This is a genomic window from Pseudoalteromonas sp. SG43-6 (assembly GCF_014164365.1).
Lineage (GTDB): Bacteria > Pseudomonadota > Gammaproteobacteria > Enterobacterales > Alteromonadaceae > Pseudoalteromonas > Pseudoalteromonas rhizosphaerae.
In genome coordinates, this window is the sequence record NZ_JACJEZ010000023.1 from 1 (window position 1) to 22,410 (window position 22,410).

At 40.9% G+C, this 22,410-nt stretch carries 23 protein-coding genes and 10 tRNA genes; 15 read left to right on the forward strand and 18 right to left on the reverse strand.

What is annotated here, in order from left to right:
* Positions 1–5: 5 nt before the first annotated feature.
* The 16 genes from H5201_RS11230 to lolB all read right to left on the reverse strand — a co-directional run bounded on the left by H5201_RS11230 (position 6) and on the right by lolB (position 6,635).
* Positions 6–80, reverse strand: a tRNA-Gln gene (locus tag H5201_RS11230).
* A gap of 38 nt (positions 81–118) precedes the next feature.
* A tRNA-Leu gene (locus H5201_RS11235) sits at positions 119–203 on the reverse strand.
* Positions 204–369: 166 nt separating this feature from the next.
* A tRNA-Gln gene (locus tag H5201_RS11240) sits at positions 370–444 on the reverse strand.
* 40 nt (positions 445–484) lie between these two features.
* Positions 485–569: transfer RNA gene (locus H5201_RS11245), tRNA-Leu, on the reverse strand.
* Between the two features lie 84 nt (positions 570–653).
* Positions 654–728: transfer RNA gene (locus H5201_RS11250), tRNA-Gln, on the reverse strand.
* A gap of 40 nt (positions 729–768) precedes the next feature.
* Positions 769–853 (reverse strand) — tRNA-Leu (locus tag H5201_RS11255).
* 95 nt (positions 854–948) lie between these two features.
* Positions 949–1,025: transfer RNA gene (locus H5201_RS11260), tRNA-Met, on the reverse strand.
* A 5-nt stretch (positions 1,026–1,030) separates the two neighbouring features.
* A tRNA-Gln gene (locus H5201_RS11265) sits at positions 1,031–1,105 on the reverse strand.
* Between the two features lie 38 nt (positions 1,106–1,143).
* Positions 1,144–1,228 (reverse strand) — tRNA-Leu (locus tag H5201_RS11270).
* Between the two features lie 63 nt (positions 1,229–1,291).
* Positions 1,292–1,368, reverse strand: a tRNA-Met gene (locus tag H5201_RS11275).
* 278 nt (positions 1,369–1,646) lie between these two features.
* Positions 1,647–2,738 (reverse strand): redox-regulated ATPase YchF, encoded by a 1,092-nt coding sequence (gene ychF, locus H5201_RS11280; RefSeq protein WP_145240629.1) that lies wholly within the window; start codon positions 2,736–2,738, stop codon positions 1,647–1,649.
* Positions 2,739–2,772: 34 nt separating this feature from the next.
* Positions 2,773–3,357, reverse strand: a complete 585-nt coding sequence (pth, locus tag H5201_RS11285) for an aminoacyl-tRNA hydrolase (protein ID WP_145240631.1) — start codon at positions 3,355–3,357, stop codon at positions 2,773–2,775.
* Positions 3,358–3,374: 17 nt separating this feature from the next.
* Positions 3,375–3,980 (reverse strand): 50S ribosomal protein L25/general stress protein Ctc, encoded by a 606-nt coding sequence (locus H5201_RS11290; RefSeq protein ID WP_145240633.1) that lies wholly within the window; start codon positions 3,978–3,980, stop codon positions 3,375–3,377.
* A gap of 160 nt (positions 3,981–4,140) precedes the next feature.
* Complete coding sequence (locus H5201_RS11295) at positions 4,141–5,088, reverse strand: ribose-phosphate pyrophosphokinase (RefSeq protein ID WP_145240635.1); 948 nt, start codon at positions 5,086–5,088, stop codon at positions 4,141–4,143.
* 100 nt (positions 5,089–5,188) lie between these two features.
* Entirely contained in the window at positions 5,189–6,046 is an 858-nt protein-coding gene (gene ispE / locus H5201_RS11300; RefSeq protein WP_257325560.1) for a 4-(cytidine 5'-diphospho)-2-C-methyl-D-erythritol kinase, read from the reverse strand.
* Between the two features lies 1 nt (position 6,047).
* The gene (gene lolB / locus H5201_RS11305; protein ID WP_182768072.1) at positions 6,048–6,635 is read right to left on the reverse strand and encodes a lipoprotein insertase outer membrane protein LolB; all 588 of its coding nucleotides are present in this window, start codon (positions 6,633–6,635) and stop codon (positions 6,048–6,050) included.
* Positions 6,636–6,718: 83 nt separating this feature from the next.
* Between lolB and hemA the strand changes: the two genes are divergently transcribed.
* From hemA to H5201_RS11370, 13 genes are all read left to right on the forward strand, one after another.
* On the forward strand, positions 6,719–7,975 hold the full coding sequence (gene hemA, locus H5201_RS11310) for a glutamyl-tRNA reductase (RefSeq protein WP_182719176.1): 1,257 nt from the start codon (positions 6,719–6,721) through the stop codon (positions 7,973–7,975).
* Between the two features lie 7 nt (positions 7,976–7,982).
* Positions 7,983–9,068, forward strand: a complete 1,086-nt coding sequence (prfA, locus tag H5201_RS11315; protein WP_145240641.1) for a peptide chain release factor 1 — start codon at positions 7,983–7,985, stop codon at positions 9,066–9,068.
* Positions 9,069–9,070: 2 nt separating this feature from the next.
* Positions 9,071–9,913, forward strand: coding sequence for a peptide chain release factor N(5)-glutamine methyltransferase (gene prmC / locus H5201_RS11320; RefSeq protein ID WP_182719177.1), 843 nt, complete (start codon positions 9,071–9,073; stop codon positions 9,911–9,913).
* Positions 9,914–9,963: 50 nt separating this feature from the next.
* The gene (locus H5201_RS11325) at positions 9,964–11,505 is read left to right on the forward strand and encodes a response regulator (protein WP_182768073.1); all 1,542 of its coding nucleotides are present in this window, start codon (positions 9,964–9,966) and stop codon (positions 11,503–11,505) included.
* A 111-nt stretch (positions 11,506–11,616) separates the two neighbouring features.
* Complete coding sequence (locus tag H5201_RS11330) at positions 11,617–11,991, forward strand: SirB2 family protein (RefSeq protein ID WP_182740343.1); 375 nt, start codon at positions 11,617–11,619, stop codon at positions 11,989–11,991.
* A 124-nt stretch (positions 11,992–12,115) separates the two neighbouring features.
* Positions 12,116–12,943, forward strand: a complete 828-nt coding sequence (locus H5201_RS11335) for a tetratricopeptide repeat protein (protein WP_145240647.1) — start codon at positions 12,116–12,118, stop codon at positions 12,941–12,943.
* Positions 12,944–12,959: 16 nt separating this feature from the next.
* Positions 12,960–14,213 (forward strand): DUF819 domain-containing protein, encoded by a 1,254-nt coding sequence (locus H5201_RS11340; protein WP_145240649.1) that lies wholly within the window; start codon positions 12,960–12,962, stop codon positions 14,211–14,213.
* A gap of 9 nt (positions 14,214–14,222) precedes the next feature.
* Positions 14,223–15,077, forward strand: a complete 855-nt coding sequence (gene kdsA, locus H5201_RS11345) for a 3-deoxy-8-phosphooctulonate synthase (protein ID WP_145240651.1) — start codon at positions 14,223–14,225, stop codon at positions 15,075–15,077.
* Between the two features lie 119 nt (positions 15,078–15,196).
* Positions 15,197–16,093, forward strand: coding sequence for a transcriptional regulator GcvA (locus tag H5201_RS11350; protein ID WP_145240653.1), 897 nt, complete (start codon positions 15,197–15,199; stop codon positions 16,091–16,093).
* Between the two features lies 1 nt (position 16,094).
* Positions 16,095–16,733, forward strand: a complete 639-nt coding sequence (locus tag H5201_RS11355) for an alpha/beta family hydrolase (RefSeq protein ID WP_182784626.1) — start codon at positions 16,095–16,097, stop codon at positions 16,731–16,733.
* Between the two features lie 25 nt (positions 16,734–16,758).
* On the forward strand, positions 16,759–17,127 hold the full coding sequence (locus H5201_RS11360; RefSeq protein ID WP_182768075.1) for a DUF423 domain-containing protein: 369 nt from the start codon (positions 16,759–16,761) through the stop codon (positions 17,125–17,127).
* A gap of 38 nt (positions 17,128–17,165) precedes the next feature.
* On the forward strand, positions 17,166–18,251 hold the full coding sequence (gene rlmM / locus H5201_RS11365) for a 23S rRNA (cytidine(2498)-2'-O)-methyltransferase RlmM (protein WP_182740340.1): 1,086 nt from the start codon (positions 17,166–17,168) through the stop codon (positions 18,249–18,251).
* Positions 18,252–18,298: 47 nt separating this feature from the next.
* Positions 18,299–18,652, forward strand: a complete 354-nt coding sequence (locus H5201_RS11370) for a YkgJ family cysteine cluster protein (protein WP_145240659.1) — start codon at positions 18,299–18,301, stop codon at positions 18,650–18,652.
* A 58-nt stretch (positions 18,653–18,710) separates the two neighbouring features.
* Here H5201_RS11370 and cysZ read toward each other — a convergent pair whose 3' ends face one another.
* A complete protein-coding gene (cysZ, locus tag H5201_RS11375) occupies positions 18,711–19,421 on the reverse strand; it encodes a sulfate transporter CysZ (RefSeq protein WP_220493291.1) in 711 nt (236 codons plus the stop codon).
* A gap of 275 nt (positions 19,422–19,696) precedes the next feature.
* Between cysZ and H5201_RS11380 the strand changes: the two genes are divergently transcribed.
* Positions 19,697–20,170, forward strand: a complete 474-nt coding sequence (locus tag H5201_RS11380; protein WP_259398179.1) for a nuclear transport factor 2 family protein — start codon at positions 19,697–19,699, stop codon at positions 20,168–20,170.
* Positions 20,171–20,272: 102 nt separating this feature from the next.
* On the forward strand, positions 20,273–20,893 hold the full coding sequence (locus tag H5201_RS11385) for a sulfotransferase (RefSeq protein ID WP_182761978.1): 621 nt from the start codon (positions 20,273–20,275) through the stop codon (positions 20,891–20,893).
* Here H5201_RS11385 and H5201_RS11390 read toward each other — a convergent pair.
* Positions 20,884–22,275, reverse strand: coding sequence for a hypothetical protein (locus H5201_RS11390; protein ID WP_182784627.1), 1,392 nt, complete (start codon positions 22,273–22,275; stop codon positions 20,884–20,886). The two genes, H5201_RS11385 and H5201_RS11390, sit on opposite strands and share 10 nt — an antisense overlap.
* Positions 22,276–22,410 lie beyond the last annotated feature (135 nt).

A 22,410-nucleotide genomic window follows, 5' to 3' on the forward strand; every position in this document is an offset into this window, starting at 1 on the left:
AAAGTTGGCTGGGATACCAGGATTTGAACCTGGGAATGCCAGGATCAAAACCTGGTGCCTTACCGCTTGGCGATATCCCAACTTTAAATTTTATTAGTTTTAGTTCTAGGTAAGAACATGGTGCGGAAGGAGAGACTTGAACTCTCACATCCTAAGATACTGGAACCTAAATCCAGCGCGTCTACCAATTCCGCCACTCCCGCATCGATCATATACAGTATTAATGTATTGGAACCTAAATCCAGCGTCTAATTCAAGACAACTGCCAATTCCGCCACTCTCGCATAGTCTGTATAATTATATACGTTTTTGCTGTTTATACTCGTAGCTAGAGTTATTCTTTAACAACATTCTTTGGTAGAAGAATGTTGGCTGGGATACCAGGATTTGAACCTGGGAATGCCAGGATCAAAACCTGGTGCCTTACCGCTTGGCGATATCCCAACAAAGAAACAGTTGATAGTTTTAATTCTTATCAAGAAAATGGTGCGGAAGGAGAGACTTGAACTCTCACATCCTAAGATACTGGAACCTAAATCCAGCGCGTCTACCAATTCCGCCACTCCCGCATAGTCCGTATAATTATATACGTTTTTGCTGTTTATACTCGTAGCTAGAGTTATTCTTTAACAACACTCTTTGGTAGAAGAAGTTGGCTGGGATACCAGGATTTGAACCTGGGAATGCCAGGATCAAAACCTGGTGCCTTACCGCTTGGCGATATCCCAACAAAGAATCAATTGATAGTTTTAGTTCTTATCAAGAACATGGTGCGGAAGGAGAGACTTGAACTCTCACATCCTAAGATACTGGAACCTAAATCCAGCGCGTCTACCAATTCCGCCACTCCCGCATTATCACTTTGAATTAATCAAAGAAATGGTAGTTATTTTAAACTCTTCATTGAGTTGCAATTTAACTCTTGCAGAGCCACTTCTAAAAAAGAAATGGTGGCTAAGACGGGATTTGAACCTGTGACCCCATCATTATGAGTGATGTGCTCTAACCAGCTGAGCTACTTAGCCATTGTTGGCTGGGATACCAGGATTTGAACCTGGGAATGCCAGGATCAAAACCTGGTGCCTTACCGCTTGGCGATATCCCAACAATAACAATTGATAATTTTAATTCTTATCAAGAACATGGTGCGGAAGGAGAGACTTGAACTCTCACATCCTAAGATACTGGAACCTAAATCCAGCGCGTCTACCAATTCCGCCACTCCCGCATACGTTGTGTAATAAAACACTAGGTAGTTATTTTAAACTCTTCATTGAGCAACAAAAAATAATGGTGGCTAAGACGGGATTTGAACCTGTGACCCCATCATTATGAGTGATGTGCTCTAACCAGCTGAGCTACTTAGCCATCTTTTTTGTTAGCACTTCATCGCTGAGTGCGGGGCGTATTATGCTGATATGACCCAAATCCGTCAACACCTTTTTTGCAAAAAAACACGTATCTTGGTTTGTTTGCGGGAAAAATAGGCTAACAGGCTAAATTTTAATAAAAATGGTGTTTTTTTAACTGCTTTATTGTGACTTATTCACAACAGCTGATATTTAATGATAGTGCAAAAATAAAAAAGGCTCGTAAAAACGAGCCTTTAAAAATCACTAAAGGTGATAGGTCACACTGGGATGGTGTTAAACATTGAACAAGAAGTTCATTACATCGCCATCTTTAACTATGTATTCTTTGCCTTCTTGGCGCATCTTACCTGCTTCTTTTGCACCACTTTCACCTTTATAGGCGATGTAGTCATCAAAAGCGATGGTCTGTGCACGGATAAAGCCACGCTCAAAGTCAGTGTGGATTTTACCTGCAGCTTGTGGCGCAGTTGCACCTACTGGGATTGTCCATGCACGTACTTCTTTTACACCTGCAGTAAAGTAGGTTTGTAAATGAAGTAACTCATAACCACCACGGATCACTAGATTCAAACCTGGCTCATCCAGACCAAGATCGGCCATAAACTCAAGTTTATCTTCTTCATCTAATTCCGAAAGCTCAGATTCAATCGCGGCGCATACAGGCACAACAACAGCATCTTCAGCAGCAGCAATTTCGCGTACACGGTCAAGATATGGGTTATTTTCAAAACCATCTTCAGCTACGTTAGCAATATACATAGTTGGTTTGATTGTTAAGAAGTTAACAGAGCTAATAGCCGCTTTTTCTTCTTTAGTTAATGCTAAAGAACGTAAAGTTAAGCCTTCATCAAGGTGTACTTTTACTTTTTCAAGTACGGCATTTTGTTCTTTTGCGTCTTTATCGCCACCTTTGGCTTTTTTCGCGTTACGGAAAAGGGCTTTTTCAGCGCTATCCATATCAGCAAGTACTAACTCGGTGTTGATCACATCAATATCATCAGCAGGATCAATGGTACCTGCAACGTGAATGATGTTGTCATCTTCAAAGCAGCGTACTACGTGGCCAATTGCATCGGTTTCACGAATGTTAGCTAAAAACTGGTTACCAAGACCTTCCCCTTTCGATGCGCCTTTTACAAGACCTGCAATATCCACAAATTCCATACTCGTGGTAAGAATACGTTGTGGTTTTACAATCTTTGCAAGTTCGTCTAGACGAGGATCTGGCACCGGTACCACGCCCGTATTTGGCTCGATGGTACAAAAAGGAAAGTTAGCGGCTTCAATACCCGCTTTGGTTAATGCATTGAAAAGTGTTGATTTACCAACATTAGGCAAACCGACGATGCCACATTTGAAACCCATAGTTAAGATACCTTGTTTAGATCCGCTTAACCAATTATGGCTTAAACGAATGTAGTCTGTTTTGTGCTTTTAACACACCGTCTTTTGCAAGTATTTCCATACAACGAACTGCTTCATCTACTGCGGCATCCATTTTCTCTTGGTCTTCTTTGGCTGCTTTTCCAAGCACCCATCCGGTCACCATTTCACGGTGTCCTGGATGACCTATGCCAACGCGCAAACGCATGAAATCTTTTTGATTTGCCATCTTTGCAATAATGTCTTTTAAACCATTATGGCCACCGTGTCCGCCACCTTTTTTTAATTTGGCAACACCGGGTTCTAAATCCATTTCGTCATGGGCAACTAGGATGCTCTCAACAGGAATTTTGAAAAAGTTGGCTAAACTACCGACAGCTTTACCACTTAAATTCATATAAGTAGTAGGGATCAGTAATTTGAATTCTTGACCTTGGATGATCACTTTGCCGGTAAGGCCGTGATACTTAGGATCGTGTTTTAGCGTACAGTTGTAGCGTGCAGCGAGTTGCTCGATGAACCAAGCACCTGCATTGTGGCGTGTGTTTGCGTATTCGGGGCCTGGATTAGCCAGGCCCACAAGCATTTGAATAGAATTCAAGGTGCAAACCTTAAAATTTATTCTGCAGCTTCGTCTTCAACTGGCGCAGCTTTGTTAGCTTTGATAGTTACGATAGACTGGTCGTGATCAGCACCTTTCGCTAAATCAACAGATGAAACACCTGCTGGAAGTTTAACGTCAGAGATGTGTATTGAGTCACCAGCAACTAGGCCAGCTACGTCAACTTCTACGAATTCAGGAAGTGACTTAGGAAGACACGTGATTTCGATTTCTGTTAATTGGTGAACTACAGTGTTACCCGCTTTAGTTACCGCTTCTTCACCGATGAAGTGAACTGGTACTTTAGTGTTAAGTTTGTGAGTAGCATCTACACGTTGGAAATCAAGGTGAGTGATTTTAGGCTTGAACGGGTGACGTTGGATATCTTTAAGGATAGCTTCAACTTTTTCACCAGCGATATCAAGAGTAAGGATGTGAGTGTAAAAACCTTCACTTTCTTGTGCTTTGATAATATCTTTGTGTTCAAAAGTAAGTGATGCAGCTTCTTTGTCAGCACCGTAAAGGATCGCAGGGATTTTATCTTCACGACGTAGGCGGCGGCTCGCACCTGTACCCGTAGCTGTGCGTAATTCTGCATTAAATGTATATGTTTCGTTAGACATGATGTCTCCAATAATTAAATAGTGTAGGGCCTTTGCGACCAAGGTCCCTAGCCAAAAGGCGCGCTATCATACCACCGCGACTAATTAAAAGAAACACGATACATAAAAAAAGCGCCAACGAGGCGCTTTATTACATCAGGATATTTTAACTAAACCAAGTTTAGTGTTCGAACATCGCTGAAATAGATTCTTCATTGCTGATACGGCGAATTGTTTCAGCTAGCATGTCTGCAAGTGTTAACACTTTAATTTTATCAATTGCTTTTAATTCAGCAGACAGTGGAATTGAGTCAGTTACAATCACTTCATCAATTACTGAGTTACGAATGTTTTCTAATGCTTGGCCAGAAAGTACAGGGTGAGTAGCGTAAGCGAATACTCGCTTAGCACCGTGTTCTTTAAGTGCTTCAGCTGCTTTACATAAGGTACCGCCAGTATCGATCATATCATCAACGATGATACAGTCACGGCCTTCAACGTCACCAATAATGTGCATTACTTGAGAAACATTCGCTTGTGGGCGACGCTTATCAATAATGGCAAGATCGGTATCGTTTAATAACTTAGCAATAGCACGGGCACGAACTACACCGCCGATATCAGGTGATACAACAACAACATCATCAAATTGACGCTCTTTCATATCTTCAAGTAGCACTGGGCTACCGAACACATTATCAACTGGTACATCAAAGAAGCCTTGGATTTGCTCAGCGTGTAAATCAACCGTTAGAACTCGGTCAACACCTACACTTGATAAGAAATCAGCAACAACTTTTGCTGTGATTGGTACGCGAGCAGAGCGCACGCGGCGATCTTGACGTGCATAACCAAAATAAGGAATGACGGCTGTTATACGACCTGCAGATGCACGACGTAAGGCATCAACCATTACAATAAGCTCCATCAAGTTATCGTTAGTAGGGGCACAGGTTGATTGCACAATAAAAACATCCGAGCCACGAACATTTTCATTAATTTGAACACTGATCTCACCGTCGCTAAAACGGCCAACAACAGCATCGCCAACTTCAATATATAAACGTTTTGCAACTTTTTGAGCTAACTCAGGTGTTGCGTTACCAGCGAAGAGCTTCATGTCAGGCACGGTAGGGTTCCTCAGGCACTGAATTTTTGGACTAATAAGCGATAAAAAAAGTATAGCTTATTAACTTAAACTTTATTTACTTGTACGTTACTTCATTGCTTCAATGTATAGCGTCCAACTGCGTATGAGCAGGAGAGATATTAACGCTGCTGGCAATAAAACCGTCCCAGTTATGGGGGAGATTTTCAAGAACATGTTGCGCTTCTTTTTGCGTGGCAAATTCAACAAAACAGCATGAACCTGTGCCAGTCATCTTCGACGGAGCGTATTTTAGCAACCACTGGAGGGTCTTTTCAACCTCAGGGCAGAGCTTTTTAACTAAAGGCTCGCAATCGTTGGCTAATGTTTGTTGCTGCCAGTGGCCTTTTAGCTTCGGTGTATTGCGTTTTAAATCTGGGTGAGTAAAAATTTTCGCGGTGCTGACATGTTCACTTGGATGCACTACACAATACCATTTTGACGGCAGCTCTACATTCACTAACTTCTCGCCAATGCCTTGAGCTAGGGCGCTTTTGCCGTTAATGAACACCGGCACATCTGCGCCTAACTGCACGCCAAGCGCTGCTAATTCAGACAGTGATAACTGGCATTGCCATAATTTATTAAGCGCTAAAAGTGTGCTGGCCGCATCTGAAGAACCACCACCAACGCCGCCTCCCATTGGTAATATTTTAGTTAAATTTATTTTTGCGCCAAAAAGGGAATTTGTGTGTTTTTGTAATAAAACGGCCGCTTTATAGATCAAATTATCTTTTAGGGGGATATCGGTGGTGTCACCAGTGACTTCAATTTCAGTTGTTTCAGTCAAAGTAAATGTGAGTTGATCGCCATAATTTAAAAAAGTAAATAAGGTTTCCAGTTCATGATAGCCATCTTCACGACGGCCATTAATGTGTAAAAATAAATTGAGCTTGGCAGGAGCCAATAACGAAAATGAAGTCATAGTGTGCGTAGTCATGTTAGTTAAAGTGCCACTCGTAAAGTTGAATTTTTATTTTAATATCTTGGTGTTTTAACGTGAGCTTTTTAGGTAACCAAAATCCGGCGTATTGTTGGTAATCAGCGTAGCTTATTTGCCATTGATCGCCATCGGGTGCGTGCCAAGTTACATTTTTTGCTCGGCCTAGTGCATCAACTTGCAAACTTGGATCGTCAACAGTGCCTTTTAACCAATGATCGGCGCTGTCCATCGGTATATTAAAACCAGTGAGCCTAGCAAGCAGGCGCGATGCATTAATATCATGGTAAATGTGATCATCGTATTCAAGTTCAGCGCCGTTAGTATTTTGTGTTAATGCTAAAACACGGGTACCGATAAAACTCGTTAGAATAAGTTGGTTTAACTGTTCTTGTTGTTGCCAATTTAAGTTTGCTGATTGGCGTTCATCTGGACTAATAAAAGCCAGTTTTCCTTCAACTTGCCAATTGGTTTGTTGTGATAATTGCGACTTCCAATCGTCATAAAGAGCTGTTTGAGGGCTAATTTGCTGCGCACAACCACTTAAAAATAAAAAAAATATGAGTAAAATCAAATATAGTCGAATCAAATGTCGTTCCTTACTTTCCATATTCCGCTGATTTTTGGTAAAATTATCGTCTTTCGAGCACGGCTTAGCAATATTTGGCACATATGACCATAGTAGCACTTGGTATTAATCATAAAACCGCATCTGTAGAATTACGCGAAAAGGTTGCCTTTTCGCCTGAGCAATTGTCAGAAGCATTACAGCAACTGAGCGATCACGATCAGTTTAATGAAGCGGTTATTGTGTCCACATGTAACCGAACAGAAATCTATTGTAGCCTCGCTCAGCAAAATTCCCAAATACTGTTGCAATGGTTAGCTAGTTTCCACGGTTTGGATGAATACGAACTGAGCAGTAATGTATATTGTCATCAAGATAATGATGCTATCAATCATTTAATGCGTGTGTCATGTGGCCTAGATTCTTTGGTGCTAGGTGAACCGCAAATTCTTGGTCAAATAAAGCAAGCTTATAATAGCGCCAAAAATCACAATTCGGTGAGTGTGGTATTTGACCGGTTATTTCAAAAAACCTTTTCGGTAGCAAAACAAGTAAGAACGGAAACCGATATAGGCGCCAGTGCGGTGTCTGTTGCTTATGCTGCGGTTAATTTAGCTAAACATATATATGGCAAGTTAGATAAAACCAAAGTGCTATTAATTGGTGCCGGGGAAACAATTGAGCTGGTAGCGAAACATTTATATCAAAATGAACCACAACAGATCACCGTGGCGAATCGCACCATAGAGCGTGCACGCCTTCTGGCAGAAGATGTTAATGCCGACGTTATTGCGTTAGCGCAGTTACCTGAACGCTTACATCAGGCGGATATAGTGATCAGTTCGACAGCAAGTACTTTGCCAATTATTGGTAAAGGGGTAGTTGAACAAGCGCTAAAACAACGCCGTAATAAGCCAATGTTATTTATTGATATTGCAGTACCGCGCGATATTGAAAGCCAAGTTGGTGAATTAGATGCGGCCTATTTGTATTCGGTTGATGACTTACAGGCAATAGTAAGCGAAAATATCGCTTCAAGAGAACAAGCCGCCGATGAAGCGCAAGTGATTATTACCCAGCGCTGTGCGGAATTTGTGATGTGGATGCGTTCACTCGACTCTGTCGATCTGATCCGCTCTTATCGCCAAGATGTACACGATATTAAGTCTGAGCTGGTTGATAAGGCAATAAGTCAATTAAACACTGGTAAAGACGCAGAAAAAATTATTTTAGAGCTGGCCAACAAGTTAACCAACCGCCTAATGCACGCGCCTACCCGTGCAATTCAAGATGCGGCTAAAAAAGGTGAAGTTGCTCAGTTAAGCCAATTAAAGAAAATGTTAGGTATTGATCAGGAATAGCAGTTACATGAAAGAGTCCGTTTATCGTAAGTTAGAAACCTTAGTAGAGCGTTATGAAGAAGTACAAGCGCTGCTAAGTGATCCGTCAGTTATTAGCGACCAAAATCGTTTTCGTGCGCTTTCAAAAGAATATTCTGAGTTGGAAGAAATTGTTAAAGCATTTTTAGGCTATCAGCAAACACAAGATGATGTTGCTACAGCAGAAGAAATGCTAAAGGATTCGGATCCTGATATGCGTGAGATGGCGCAAGAAGAATACAAAGAAGCCAAAGCGCAAATCCTTGCTATCGAAGATCAAATACAAGTGTTGATGCTACCAAAAGATCCGCGCGACAATAATAATGTGTTTTTAGAAGTACGTGCCGGCACGGGAGGCGATGAAGCGGCCATTTTTGCTGGTGATTTATTCCGTATGTATACCCGTTATGCTGAAACTAAAAAATGGAAAGTAGAGATTGTGAGCACCAATGAAGGTGAGCACGGTGGTTACAAAGAAGTCATTGCTAACATTAGTGGTGAAGGCGTGTACGGGCAATTGAAGTTTGAATCAGGTGCTCACCGGGTACAACGTGTGCCAGAAACTGAATCGCAAGGACGAGTACATACCTCTGCGTGTACTGTTGCGGTAATGGCTGAAGTGCCAGAAGCTGAAGCGATTCAAATTAATACCGCTGATATTAAAGTTGATACGTTCCGTGCCTCAGGTGCCGGTGGTCAGCACGTTAATAAAACTGACTCGGCAATTCGTATTACCCACTTACCAACAGGTGTAGTAGTTGAGTGTCAAGATGAACGTTCACAGCATAAAAATCGCGCGAAAGCGATGTCAGTGCTTGCTGCACGTTTACAACAAGCGGAAGATGAAAAACGCCACGCGGCTGAAGCATCAGAGCGTCGTAACTTAGTCGGTAGCGGTGACCGTTCGGAACGTATTCGTACTTATAACTATCCGCAAGGACGTATTACAGATCACCGTATCAATCTCACTTTATACCGTTTAAATGAGGTAGTTGCCGGCGACTTAGGTTGTGTGATTGAGCCGCTAATGCAAGAGCATCAGGCTGATTTACTAGCCGCTATGGGTGATGAGTAATCGTGACCGACACGATTGAAAGTGCTGTTTCGCGTGCTACTTTGCTGCTGCAAAGTAGCAGCGATAGTGCTAAATTAGACGCTCAAGTATTATTGCTCGACGTATTACAAAAACCACGTAGCTACTTATTTAGCTGGCCAGAACAAAAGTTAACACCGCAACAACAACAGCTATTTGAAAGTTATTGTCAACGTCGCTTAACAGGTGAGCCAGTGGCTCATATAACGGGCACGCGTGAATTTTGGAGTTTGCCACTGCAGGTTAATCCCACTACGCTGATCCCTCGCCCAGATACCGAAACACTGGTTGAATATACGCTCAGTTTGCCTTTACCTGTGGCCGCTAAAGTGCTTGATTTAGGCACTGGGACTGGTGCAATTGCGCTTGCACTTGCCAGCGAAATGCCACTTTGGCAAATCACAGGGGTTGATAGGGTTACTGATGCTGTAGCGCTTGCGAATACAAATAAGCAGCGGTTAGGCTTTATTAATGTAGACTTTGTGCAAAGTGATTGGTTTAGCCAAGTTACAGCACAACAGTTTGATCTAATAGTTAGTAATCCGCCGTATATCGAATATGATGATATTCACTTAAATCAAGGTGACGTACGTTTTGAACCACTTTCTGCGTTAGTTGCCGATGATGACGGTATGGCTGATATAAAGTATATTATTACTCAAGCACGCAATTTTTTAACGTCAAATGGTTACCTTGTCATTGAGCATGGATATCAACAAAGTACTAAAGTGCATAGTTTTTTTGCACAAATGGCGTATACAAATATACTTACAGTTAAAGATTTAGCAAATAACGATCGTGTAACGCTCGCACAGTGGCCGGGATAATTATAACAATTACAGTGCGAGAGCAAAATAAACGCCTTTGAGGACTCAGTATGATGGATGATTTTTTGTTTTCGGATGAACCACAAGATGTAGAAAGTGAAGTAGTTAAGGGGACATGGAAAGTCATCATTGTTGATGATGAGCCTGAGGTTCATGCTGTCACGAAATTGGCATTGAGTGATTTTGAGTTTCAAGACAAGCGTTTAGAGTTTATTAGTGCATACTCAGGGGCTGAGGCTAAAGTACAAATAGATAATAATCCCGATGCTGCAATTGTACTGCTTGATGTGGTGATGGAAACCGACGATGCAGGTTTGAAAGTCGCGCAATATATTCGTGAAGTCGCTAAAAATAATCATATCCGTATTATCCTTCGTACTGGTCAACCCGGCCAAGCGCCAGAGCGCCAAGTCATTGTTAGTTATGATATCAATGACTACAAATCAAAAACTGAACTTACCGCACAAAAACTATTTACTGTAGTGATGTCGAGCTTACGTTCTTATCGCGATATTTTATCGATTGAACAATCTCGTCAAGGGCTTGAAAAAATCATTAAAGCATCTCGAGATATTTTTTCAGCGCACTCACTTGATCATTTTATTGAAGGGGTGATGCAACAATTAACATCGTTGCTCGGCACTGTTGATCAAGCAATGTACGCCACCAGTTTAGTGGCAGGTAACCCACAAGATAATCAGCATAAATTAGTGGTGTTTTCTGGGCGAGGCGATTTTGAACGCAGCGAAGGTAAAGCAATTGAAGAGGTATTGAATACCGAGCAGCTATCAGCATGTAAACAAGCATTTAGAGATAAAAACATTGTTTATAAAGACAATTATTTGTTTGCATACTGTTGCAGCGAACACAATCATAATTCAATGCTTTTTATATCCGGTATTCCACACGACTTATCGGATACACAGCGCCATTTAATTGAAATATTTTCGCAAAATGTACAGTTAGCGTATGAGAATGTGCAATTACAATCCGAGGTCGAAGCAACTCAGCAAGAATTAGTGCTTCGTTTAAGCGAAGCTCTGGAGCAGCGTTCAACCGAAACGGGCAATCATGTTAAGCGGGTTTCGCATATATGTCATACTTTAGCACTGGCGTATGGTTTATCGAAACGTGAGGCTGACTTAGTTCGTTTAGCGTCGCCACTTCATGATGTTGGAAAAGTGGGTATTCCTGATGCTATTTTAAATAAGCCGGGTAAATTGACCTCCGAAGAGTGGGAAATCATGAAAACGCACACTCAAAAAGGTTACCTCATCTTACAAGATTCTCGTCGTGAAATCGTTAATGCAGGTGCTCAAATTGCACGTGATCACCATGAAAAATGGGATGGTTCAGGTTACCCACAAGGGATCCAAGGAGAAGACATTCATATTTTTGGCCGTATAGTGGCGATTGCCGATGTGTATGATGCGCTGCGCCATAAACGCTGTTACAAAGAAGCGTGGACGCTTGATGATGTCGTTAATGAAATCAATCAGCAAAAAGGCAAACACTTTGAGCCTAAACTGGTCGATGCATTTAACGACAACCTAGCGGAGCTTGAAGAAATTTTAATGCGTTTTCCAGATTAAAAAATAATACCCAGTGCATTGAACTGGTGAGTTATTTAACGCATTAGAATAGGCATGTTTAACAACATTGGTACAATTTCTTTTTTAACATTAATGAGTAGTTAGGGGCATATGGATTATTTAGCAGTCAAACACACACACATGGCAATTGCAGTTTTAAGCATTGTTCTATTTTATCTACGTTCATTTTCTCGCCTCGGCAGTGGTGCAATCGCTAAAAATAAATTGGTATTTATTGGTAGTCACGCAACCGATACGTTTTTACTTATTTCAGCCTTCGCGCTGATGGCTATTGCAAAAATTAATCCACTAGAACAAACCTGGCTGCTTGAAAAGATTATTCTTGTAGTGGCGTATATTGCACTGGGTATTATTGCCAGTAAACAGCAAAAAACCAGTATAAAAATTGTGTTTTTAGTTGTTACGACTGTGGTCATTGCCTTCATTGGTAAGCTAGCGGTTGCCAAAACAGCGTTTATTTTGTAACTAAAGGTATTCAAAGGCTGCACTAAACAGTCTTTGAACGTTAATCTAACGTGCTACGTTGGTATCTGTGTAAAAAAATAGGTAAACTAGTCATTCATTTTCTATTAAAGATGTTGCCGTATTAATGACCACCCCTTGGTTTGAAGATCAAAATGAATCCTATCAAGATGAGGCTTTTGACACATTCGTTCCCCAAGCGTTGTATCGTTGTATAAGCGCTGAAGCGAAGTGGGATCCTCAAGCTGATTTAAGTGATAGCTTTGCCACACTGAGCGACTTTGAAAATCAAGTCACCGAACTATGCCAACAATACCCTGATATTCACGAACGGTTTGATGCGCTAGTTGATATGTTTTTTACTCAGTGGTTATTTAGCGTATCCAGTTTAAAAGTCCCAGAATACACCTTAAATAGCTTTAGCTATATGCTGAGTATGCGCAGTGGTTCTGAAACAACACTGGGTATTTTATTATGCCATTTGCTGAACCATGCAGGTTTTGATGCAAATGTAACGATTAATAATAGTGAAATAAATGTCCATGTTGCTATTAGCGATGAGGAAGGTTATTTACTTGAGCCGAGTTCAGGTCAACAAAGTTGGTATATTATTCCTGAAAACGCCAGTGAAGAAAATGGTGATGAGCAAGAGCCGCTTGAGCTCATTTTTGACGAAGAAGTGTATAAGCTTTATCTAGCACAACAAAAGTGGGCCTTTATTAGCAGTAATAAATTTGGTCATGCTTTGAGCTGTGTTGAGATGCTGATGGAGCTAATAGGCGATGACCCGTACGAAAGACGCGACAGAGGCTATTTACTTAACCAGCTTGATTGTCCGAAAATGGCACGTGACGACTTACAATTTTTTATCGATGAGTGTCCAGATGATCCTGCAATTGATATTATTCAGCATCAACTTGAAGAACTTGAAGATAATCACAAAACTCACCATTAACTTTTAAGGAATTTACATGGCTGACGCCCATACTGCCCTGATCACCAATGACGCGGTTGTCTTTGGTTTATTAGCAGTAATATTAGGCTTTATTTTTAAAACATCGAACAGTCAAAATAGCGCACTGAAAAAGTTTTACAAATATGTCCCAGCATTATTACTGTGCTATTTTTTACCTTCACTATTGAATACTTTTGGCATTGTTGATGGTCATTCATCTAATGTGTACTTTGTAGCATCACGTTACTTGCTTCCGGCGTGCTTAATTTTACTGACCATTAGTATTGATTTACGTGCCATTATTAATCTTGGTCCGAAAGCATTAATTATGTTTTTAACCGGTACTGCGGGTATTGTGATCGGCGGCCCGTTGGCCATTTTGATCATGAGCGCAGTGTATCCAGAAGCAGTCGGTGGTCATGGCCCTGATGCAGTATGGCGTGGCATGACCACGATTGCTGGAAGCTGGATTGGTGGTGGTGCAAACCAAGCATCGATGAAAGAAATGTTTGAAGTTGGCGGAGATATATTCTCAGCAATGGTTACGGTAGATGTGATTGTCGCTAATTTATGGATGGCAGTATTACTGTTAATGGCTGCCAACCATAAAGCCATTGATGCGAAAACAGGCGCGGATACTAGCGCGATTGAAGAGTTAAAAAATCGCGTTGAAAAATACCAAGCCGAGCACGCACGTCTGCCAACACTCAATGATTATATGCTGATCATTGCAATTGCATTTGGTATTACCGGTCTGGCGCATTTTTGTGCAGACTTTTTAGGACCTTACTTTGGCGCTAACTTTCCATGGGCACAAGAATATAGCTTAAACAGTAAGTTCTTTTGGTTAATTGTTATTTCAACGACCATAGGTATTGCATTGTCGTTTACTAAAGTACGTCATATTGAAGCCTTTGGCGCATCTAAAGTAGCCTCCAGCTTTTTGTATATTTTAGTGGCATCAATTGGCCTTCATATGAATATTACGGCTATATTTGAATCGCCTATGTATTTCGTCATTGGCTTAATTTGGATGCTTACCCACGCCAGTTTAATGTTAATTGTGGCAAAAATAATTAAAGCGCCGCTATTTTATATGGCCGTTGGCTCACAAGCGAATGTGGGCGGTGCGGCATCGGCACCTGTGGTTGCTTCGGCATTTCACCCATCGCTTGCGCCAGTTGGGGTATTATTAGCCGTTCTGGGCTATGGCGTAGGCACGTATATGGCATATATTTGTGGTTTAATGATGCAAGCAGTTGCACCTTAAGGAATAAAAATGAACAACCATTTAATTAAAATTAATGATATTGAACTGGCAAACGAAAAACCGTTTGTATTGTTCGGTGGCATGAATGTACTTGAGTCTCGTGATTTAGCAATGCGTATCGCCGAGCATTATGTAGAAGTGACCACTAAGCTTAATATTCCTTATGTGTTTAAAGCGTCATTTGATAAAGCAAACCGTTCATCAATTAATTCATACCGTGGTCCTGGCATGGAAGAAGGCTTAAGGATTTTTGAAGAAATTAAAAAAACGTTTAATGTTCCTTTGATCACTGACGTCCATGAGCCGCATCAAGCAGCGCCTGTGGCAGAAGTGGTTGATGTGATCCAATTACCAGCATTTTTGGCGCGCCAAACAGATTTAGTGGTCGCAATGGCGAAAACGGGCGCAATTATTAATGTTAAAAAGCCACAATTTTTAGCCCCGCACGAAATGCGCCACATCATTACTAAATTTAATGAAGCGGGTAATAACAATGTTGTATTGTGCGAGCGTGGCTCAAGCTTTGGTTATAACAACTTAGTCGTTGATATGCTGGGTATGGATGACATGAAACCAATGGCTCCGGTTATTTTTGATGCCACTCATGCTTTACAACGTCCAGGTGGGCGCAGTGATTCTGCCGATGGTCGTCGTGCACAAGCGGCAGAACTTGCTCGCAGCGGCATGGCATTAGGGTTAGCGGGTTTATTTATTGAAGCGCATCCTAATCCTAATGAAGCTAAATGTGATGGCCCATGTGCACTTGCATTAAGTAAGTTGGAAGGCTATTTAAGTCAAATGAAAGCCGTGGATGATTTAGTTAAAAGCTTTGGCCCATTGGATACCAGCGCCAGCGACTTGTAATCGCAAAGCGTGATAAGAAAAGCGACGAAAGTCGCTTTTTTTATGTCTTGAATATACACTTCCTTGGCATGTGTATATAATCTTATCCATAAGAAAAACTAATTCTAAGTTTGATCACTATGTCTCGACGTGTTCCGCCACTAAACGCATTAAAAGCATTTGAAGCTGCTGCTCGCCATTTGAGTTTTACTAAAGCGGCTGAAGAGTTATACGTCACACAGGCGGCGGTAAGTCATCAAATAAAAACTTTAGAAGAGCATCTTGGCTTAAAACTATTTTTGCGAAAAAACCGTTCTTTATTACTCACCGAAGAAGGCCAAGGTTACTTTTTAGATATTAAAGAAATATTTACTCAGCTAATTGATGCTACCGAAAAGCTATTAGCCCGTGGTGCAAAAGGCTCATTAACCGTGAGTTTAACGCCCAGCTTTGCTATTCAATGGTTAGTGCCACGCTTGAGCTTATTTAACGAACTGCACCCTGAGATAGATGTACGAATAAAAGCCCAAGATCAAGACGAAAACTCACTCACCGATGATGTTGATGTGGCTATTTATTATGGCCGTGGTCATTGGAGTGGCGTGCAAACGCATAAACTGCATACAGAATACCTAGTGCCTTTGTGTAGCCCTATGCTATTAACAGGGCCAAAGCCGCTGGATCAGCCAAGTGATTTGGCAAACCATACTTTATTACATGATACCACCCGTAAGAACTGGAAAACGTGGATGAAAACCGCCGGTGTACGTAATGTGCAAGTAAACCAAGGACCAATATTCAGTCACTCATCAATGGTGCTGCAAGCAGCTGTGCATGGTCAAGGCGTTGCTATTGGTAACAGTGTGCTTGCTAAACCTGATATTGATGCAGGACGTTTAGTTATTCCGTTTAACCACAGTTTAGAAAGTAAAAATGCGTACTATTTAGTAAGTCGTGAAACGCAATCTGAATTAGGCAAAATAGTATCGTTTAAGCAGTGGATGCTGAGTTTAGTTGAACAAGAGCAAGAGTATTAATATGACTATCGAGTGGATTAAAAGTGACCAACAACCCGCTTTGGCACAATTTATTTTTGCCCATGGTGCTGGAGCCGCTAGTGATTCAGAATTTATGCAGAAAATGGCAAGCTTGCTGGCAGAAAAAGGTATTGATGTAGGCTTATTTGACTTTGAATATATGCAAATAGCCAAGCAAAACAATAAGCGTCGCCCGCCAGATCGTGCGCCTAAATTACTGCAATACTTTGCACATATATTAACCTTTGTACAGCCAAGCTTACCGTTATTTATTGGTGGCAAGTCAATGGGCGGGCGGATGGCATCAATGCTTGTCAGTGAAGAGCGAGTAACAATGCCACCAATTTCAGGCGTATTGGCATTTGGCTATCCATTTCATCCACCAGGCAAGCCTGATAAATTACGCATTGATCATTTTGGTAAAATACCATGCCCGTTTATGGTGCTCCAAGGCGAGCGCGATACATTTGGTACCCGTGACGAATTAACACAGCTACAACTGGATAAACGCCCAGAGTTTGTGTGGCTAGCTGATGGCGATCATTCCTTAAAACCACGCAAACGCAGTGGCTTTACAGAGTTAGGTAATGTGCAAACTGCCGCTGAGCACGCTGCTAGTTTTATCAAACAGCATATTTAAAGGCATCTTTAGCAGGAAAAAAATCATGATTAAACTATTTTTAATGACTGGCAGTTTATTTTGCATGCTATCAGTGGTGTTGGGCGCCTTTGCGGCTCATGGTTTAAAAAGCCGTGTTTCTGAATATGCTATTGGCATATTTAAAACTGCGGCAGAGTATCAGATGGTGCATGGCCTTGCGTTAATTGCGATTGCCATTTTAATAAAATGGGGAATTAACCTCACATCGGCTGGTTGGTTTATTATTGCTGGTATTTTGTTGTTTAGTGGCAGTTTATATTTATTAGCAATCACCGGTTATAAGTGGCTTGGCCCCATCACACCCGTTGGTGGTTTATGTTTTATTATTGGTTGGACTATTTTATTAGTGCAAGTAGCACGGTTTAAATTTTAATAGAGAATATCGCTCAAAAGAGCAATTAAAGGGTTTTTATGTCAAGTGTAGTGATTTACTGCCGTAGTGGTTTTGAAAATGATGCCGCTGCAGAAATAACATTTCATGCCGCAGAGCAAGGTTTTGCTGGGTATGTAAAAGCAAAGCCAAATACCGGCTATGTTATTTACGAATGTTTTGAAGCGCAGCATAGTGATGAAATCATCAAAAAGGTTGATTTCAAAAATATGGTATTTGCCCGTCAGTGGTTTGCCGGCACTTTACTTGAAAACATGCCCGTCGAAGACCGTGTTGGCGAAATAGTAAAAGCAGCGGTCGATTTTCCACTTTGCTCAGAGCTACGGGTAGAAACCCCCGATACCAATGAAGGCAAAGAGTTGTTAACTTTCTGCAAAAAAATCTCTACCCCACTTAAAAAGGCTTTAGAGAAACAAAACACCGTGTTACGCGAACCTAAAGCCAATCGCCCCGTAATGCACATCATGTTTTTAACTAATAACACCGCGTTTGTCGGTCATTCATATAGTTATAATAATTCCCCATTTTTTATGGGAATATTACGACTAAGAATGCCAAGTGATGCACCGAGTCGCTCGACCTTAAAACTGGATGAAGCGTTTAATGTGTTTATTGCGGAAAAAGATCGTGAAGCGCGGGTTCAAGCCGGTATGCGCAGTGTTGACTTAGGTGCCTGCCCAGGTGGTTGGACGTATCAACTAGTGCGTCGCGGTATGTTTGTTAGCGCCATTGATAACGGCCCAATGAATGATGATTTAATGCAAACAGGTCAAGTTAAGCACTTCCGTGTTGATGGTTTTAAATACCGCCCTGAGAAAAGAAATATTACTTGGTTAGTATGCGATATGGTAGAAAAACCAACCAAAGTAACCAGTCTTATGATTGATTGGGCGGTCAACGCATACGCGAAAGAACTTATCTTTAACTTAAAGCTGCCAATGAAAAAGCGCTTTGACAGTGTGTATGAGTGCTTAACGATGATCAAAGAAGAGCTTAATAAATACGGTATAAGCTATGAATTACAAGCTAAGCATTTATATCATGACAGAGAAGAGATCACAGTACATCTGAACGTGACAAAAGTGCCGCAAAGCCTATATAGCTAATTAATTTTAGTGCGGCATGAATACTGGCTAAATAAAGGTAAAAATTGATGTATAAAAACCAAAAAGTAATCTTGCGATTACGCGCTAACATTCCATCGTTTGAATGTGTTGAAGGTTGTCATGATTGTTGCGGTCCAGTGACAACATCATCTGAAGAAATGTCGCGATTACCGGTAAAAAGCGATGCAGAGCACGAAGCGGCATTAAATGAATTTAATTGTGTACACTTAGGTCCAAAGGGATGCACTGTATATGATGAACGGCCATTAATTTGTCGTTTGTTTGGCACAACTCCAAGGATGCCATGCCCAAATGATCGCGCTCCAGAGCAGCCAGTTGATCCTAAAATTGAGCGCGAAGTGCATCATTTCATCGCTAATACACGGCAAGTTTTAGTGTAAATAGTGCTGCAAATAGGGGACTTAATAATGGCTTATATTGTCGTCCCCTCTGAGCGTTTTATTCGCGATACTTAGGGCGGTATTGATCAACCCACAAGCGAGTTGCGCCGCACACAGCGACTGGCATAACAATTAAATTCACGATAGGAATGGCTGTAAGCAACAATACGGCTAAGCCGAATCCATACGAGAGAGTTTGTTTTTGTTTTAAGTCTTCTTTCATTTCTTTAAAGCAAATTTTGTGATTATCAAACGGATAATCTTTGTATTGCACGGCATACATCCAACAGGTAAACATCACCCATAACACTTGGCCGATAACAGGCAATATCCACAGTAAGATAAAAAAGCCAATGGCACGTGGTAGGTAATAGCACAACTTAGTCCACTCACGGCCAAGCATTCGTGGCACATCTTTCACTATCTCCGCTAAGCCATCATCATTAATTTTTTGACCTGTTAAATACAGCTCTACTTTTTCACTGAGTAAGCCGTTAAAGGGCGCGGCGATGAAATTAGTGATCACCGAAAACAGCATACTGTAGCTAAATAAAATCACTAATACTGCAATAGGCCACATCAGCCACTCCAGCCAACTTAACCACGTTGGTAATAGATCATTTAAATAAGCAAACCCATCGGTAAGCCAGCCATATAAAAAGAATAATGAGCTACCAAAAAGCACGATATTGATTAATAAAGGAATAAATACAAATCGCTTCAAGCCTTTTTGGGTAATTAATTTGAAGCCCGAAAAAAAATATTCCATACCTTGTGTAAACTGCACGCTAAAACCTCTGATCATATCGACATTGCCCTCAGTATAAATTGCTCAGATATTTTGAACAGTATTTTTGCGTAACAAAGTGTTTAATATCTAATGAGCAATAGAGTGTATGGTCTAAAAAGCATTATCTTTATATTGATAGAAAAATCGGAGTTACTGATTGAATCGCAACAAACACTGGGATATGGTTTATATATCAACAATAATAAATTAAACGAGAGATGTTATCGGCTCGTTTATTACGCAGGAAGCTTTAAATGACTATGAAAAAGTTATATCTGTTTGCATTGTTACTAATGCCGCTGGTAAGTCAGGCTGATGTTACTGATTTGCAAAGTAAAATGATGCGTTTAGATACAGCACTTTTTGATTCTTTTAATCATTGTAATAACCCAGTACAACTTGCTAAGCACGCTAGCTACTTCGCAGAAGGTGTTGAGTTTTATCATGATAACGGTGGAGTTACCTGGGATCGCAATTCCATGATAGCTAATACTAAACAATATGCATGTGGCAAGTATACGCGGGAGTTGGTCAGCGGCACGTTTGAAGTGTTTACCATTAAAGATTTTGGTGTGATGACCAAAGGAACTCACATATTCTGTCAAAATGGCGGCAATAAATGTGACGGTAAAGCTGATTTTGTGATGCTTTGGCATGACTTAGGCGACAAATTAGAAATTACTCGAGTATTGAGTTATGGGCACCGTAGTAATATGGATAATAAATAAGGGAGCTTGCGGTTAAACTACCGCTTAACTATGTTGTTGCTCTGTGGGTGATGCTGTCATTTAGGTATATACTAGCAGCCTTTTAAAAATGAGTGACGTTAGATGTCTAAGATATTTATTATCGGTCTGCCTCGAACCGGCACCACGAGCATCAGTGTTGCGTTGTTAGAAATGGGCTTGTTGGTTGCGCATACCGCGTTTACTAAAAAAGCGTTTGAAATAGCTGATGCTATATCTGACGCACCGTGTTTTAGTGACTATATGCATTTAGACGGGTTATTTCCTGGTGCTAAGTTTATTTATTTAAACCGAGACCTAAAAGCATGGTTGCCATCCATCACGATGCTGCTTGAAAAAATGGCGCCACATCTTGATCTTAAAACAGGGCACTTTAGCCCGGTTCTAAAGCGCAGCTTTCATCAAACGTTTCCCTCTATTTACCCGTTGAGTGAGCGCGATTTGGCTGCTTGTTATACTAAACATCAGCAGGCGGTATTTAAGTATTTTAAAGATCGTGATGATTTCTTATCGCTAGATGTGAGCGAACCTGGCGGCCTGTTGAAGCTAAAACAGTTTTTGGGAATGTCGCCAGATGGCGATACTGACTTTGCGAAATTAAATGTTGGCCGTAATGTGGCAAACTGGCGTGAGTATAAACACCCTAATAAGGTGAATGCCAACTTAGCCGGAGCAGAGCACCGTAAGTTCTTTAATTACGGTTGATTTTCAGCTGATTGTGGCTCTTCACTATCTACTGAACTACGAATGTTGCCACTGCTGTAAAAGGTAAGATCACCGATTAATTCAGGAACTAGTCGCTCGCTATTATAATCATAAATTTTATTCATTTGTGTTACGTGGAATGCGCCTTCTATCCGAGCAATATTATTTATTGCCCATGCCTCAACTGAATCTGAGCGAGTAAACTGCTCGGGCATTTTTTCTTTATCATCAAGTAGTGTTTGCCATAATTCGTTTTGGATCTGTGCGGGACTCCCTGTGAATTGCTCTAGCGCATCGTTTATCCAGCCCATGCCAATGTCGTTATAGGCGTTTAGGATATTGTTATAAAGCTCACGTCTATTAGAGTCAGAGCTAATATTATCTTGCTGTGCAACAAACTTACCATTATCCATTTGGTAATACTGCTTATTGGCTTGATAATTAGTTTGCTGTGCAAGGTAACTAAATAAGTTAGGTTCTTGGTCTTTATCAACTTCATTGAGCATTGCCAATACATCATCCGTTTGATGGTTTTTAACTAAGCTCATCATGTCGATGATACCACTGCTTTGTGTAAGCGTACTGTCAGATAAGTGGTCATTTAACTGCATAAGTTGATCTTCGCTGAGGTTTTTTTCTATTAATAAATTGGTGTAGTCATTTGCCAATTCATATTTTGCACTGTTAGCCTTATAGTTTGATTTAAAACAGTTTATGGCTTCAGGCATACTGATCATTTCGACTCTTTCATTACCATGCTCATTTTCACCTAATGGTGACACCGGCTTCTTATAATCATTCCCTTGTTGTAATAATTTATCCATTGTTGCAAGGGTACTGCTCAAGGCATCATCTGACAGTTTGCTTAAAGATGAAATTAACTGTGCACTGTTGTTGTTGTTTTCTGTGCCAAAGTGATAGCTAGATGTTGTAACAACAAATTGACTAAATACAGCAAGCTCTTCATCACTCATTTTTTGCACCAAATCAAGTAGTTCTTGTGTTGGTTTTAGGTGTTGGAACATAAATTTATGTTCACCTTCAAGCCGGTCTACTTGATCTAAAAAAGCATTTATATCATCGGGATCTGTAAAGTCACCATAGCGATAGGTCGGCTCTTTAATCGGTTCACCTATGTTAATGGTGGTGCTAGAGGTGACTCTATAACGGTTCATACCAATATAAGAAGAGGGGGTGTAATCTTGATTAAGTTTGCGGCCTTTAAATGGATCATAAAGGGGCGTACTTGCTGCGTCTTCGAGCGTTGAAAAGTGATCGTGTGGTTCGACAAGAGAAGCGGCGGCTTTAAACTCCGTGGCGCGATTGGCCGACACCGTTTGCAAAGCTATTTGCTGCGCTTGACCAAGATTGGGGAGTTTCATTGTTATTCCTTTAACGTTAACTTAGTTATTTATCGACGCAGGGCGTTAAAACTTTAGTCGTTAATCTATTTTTTAACCCGTACTTTATAAAAGGCGCTAACGTTTAACACCACAGCAAACTATTATTTTGACGTG

What these genes read in the sequence shown, in the direction of transcription:
- ychF (WP_145240629.1), bottom strand. Translation starts at nt 2,738, where the DNA reads ATGGGTTTCAAATGTGGCATCGTCGGTTTGCCTAATGTTGGTAAATCA.
- H5201_RS11290 (WP_145240633.1), bottom strand. Translation starts at nt 3,980, where the DNA reads ATGTCTAACGAAACATATACATTTAATGCAGAATTACGCACAGCTACG.
- ispE (WP_257325560.1), bottom strand. Translation starts at nt 6,046, where the DNA reads ATGACTACGCACACTATGACTTCATTTTCGTTATTGGCTCCTGCCAAG.
- hemA (WP_182719176.1), top strand. Translation starts at nt 6,719, where the DNA reads ATGACCATAGTAGCACTTGGTATTAATCATAAAACCGCATCTGTAGAA.
- prfA (WP_145240641.1), top strand. Translation starts at nt 7,983, where the DNA reads ATGAAAGAGTCCGTTTATCGTAAGTTAGAAACCTTAGTAGAGCGTTAT.
- H5201_RS11325 (WP_182768073.1), top strand. Translation starts at nt 9,964, where the DNA reads ATGATGGATGATTTTTTGTTTTCGGATGAACCACAAGATGTAGAAAGT.
- H5201_RS11330 (WP_182740343.1), top strand. Translation starts at nt 11,617, where the DNA reads ATGGATTATTTAGCAGTCAAACACACACACATGGCAATTGCAGTTTTA.
- H5201_RS11335 (WP_145240647.1), top strand. Translation starts at nt 12,116, where the DNA reads ATGACCACCCCTTGGTTTGAAGATCAAAATGAATCCTATCAAGATGAG.
- H5201_RS11340 (WP_145240649.1), top strand. Translation starts at nt 12,960, where the DNA reads ATGGCTGACGCCCATACTGCCCTGATCACCAATGACGCGGTTGTCTTT.
- kdsA (WP_145240651.1), top strand. Translation starts at nt 14,223, where the DNA reads ATGAACAACCATTTAATTAAAATTAATGATATTGAACTGGCAAACGAA.
- H5201_RS11350 (WP_145240653.1), top strand. Translation starts at nt 15,197, where the DNA reads ATGTCTCGACGTGTTCCGCCACTAAACGCATTAAAAGCATTTGAAGCT.
- H5201_RS11355 (WP_182784626.1), top strand. Translation starts at nt 16,095, where the DNA reads ATGACTATCGAGTGGATTAAAAGTGACCAACAACCCGCTTTGGCACAA.
- H5201_RS11360 (WP_182768075.1), top strand. Translation starts at nt 16,759, where the DNA reads ATGATTAAACTATTTTTAATGACTGGCAGTTTATTTTGCATGCTATCA.
- rlmM (WP_182740340.1), top strand. Translation starts at nt 17,166, where the DNA reads ATGTCAAGTGTAGTGATTTACTGCCGTAGTGGTTTTGAAAATGATGCC.
- H5201_RS11370 (WP_145240659.1), top strand. Translation starts at nt 18,299, where the DNA reads ATGTATAAAAACCAAAAAGTAATCTTGCGATTACGCGCTAACATTCCA.
- cysZ (WP_220493291.1), bottom strand. Translation starts at nt 19,421, where the DNA reads ATGGAATATTTTTTTTCGGGCTTCAAATTAATTACCCAAAAAGGCTTG.
- H5201_RS11380 (WP_259398179.1), top strand. Translation starts at nt 19,697, where the DNA reads ATGACTATGAAAAAGTTATATCTGTTTGCATTGTTACTAATGCCGCTG.
- H5201_RS11385 (WP_182761978.1), top strand. Translation starts at nt 20,273, where the DNA reads ATGTCTAAGATATTTATTATCGGTCTGCCTCGAACCGGCACCACGAGC.
- H5201_RS11390 (WP_182784627.1), bottom strand. Translation starts at nt 22,275, where the DNA reads ATGAAACTCCCCAATCTTGGTCAAGCGCAGCAAATAGCTTTGCAAACG.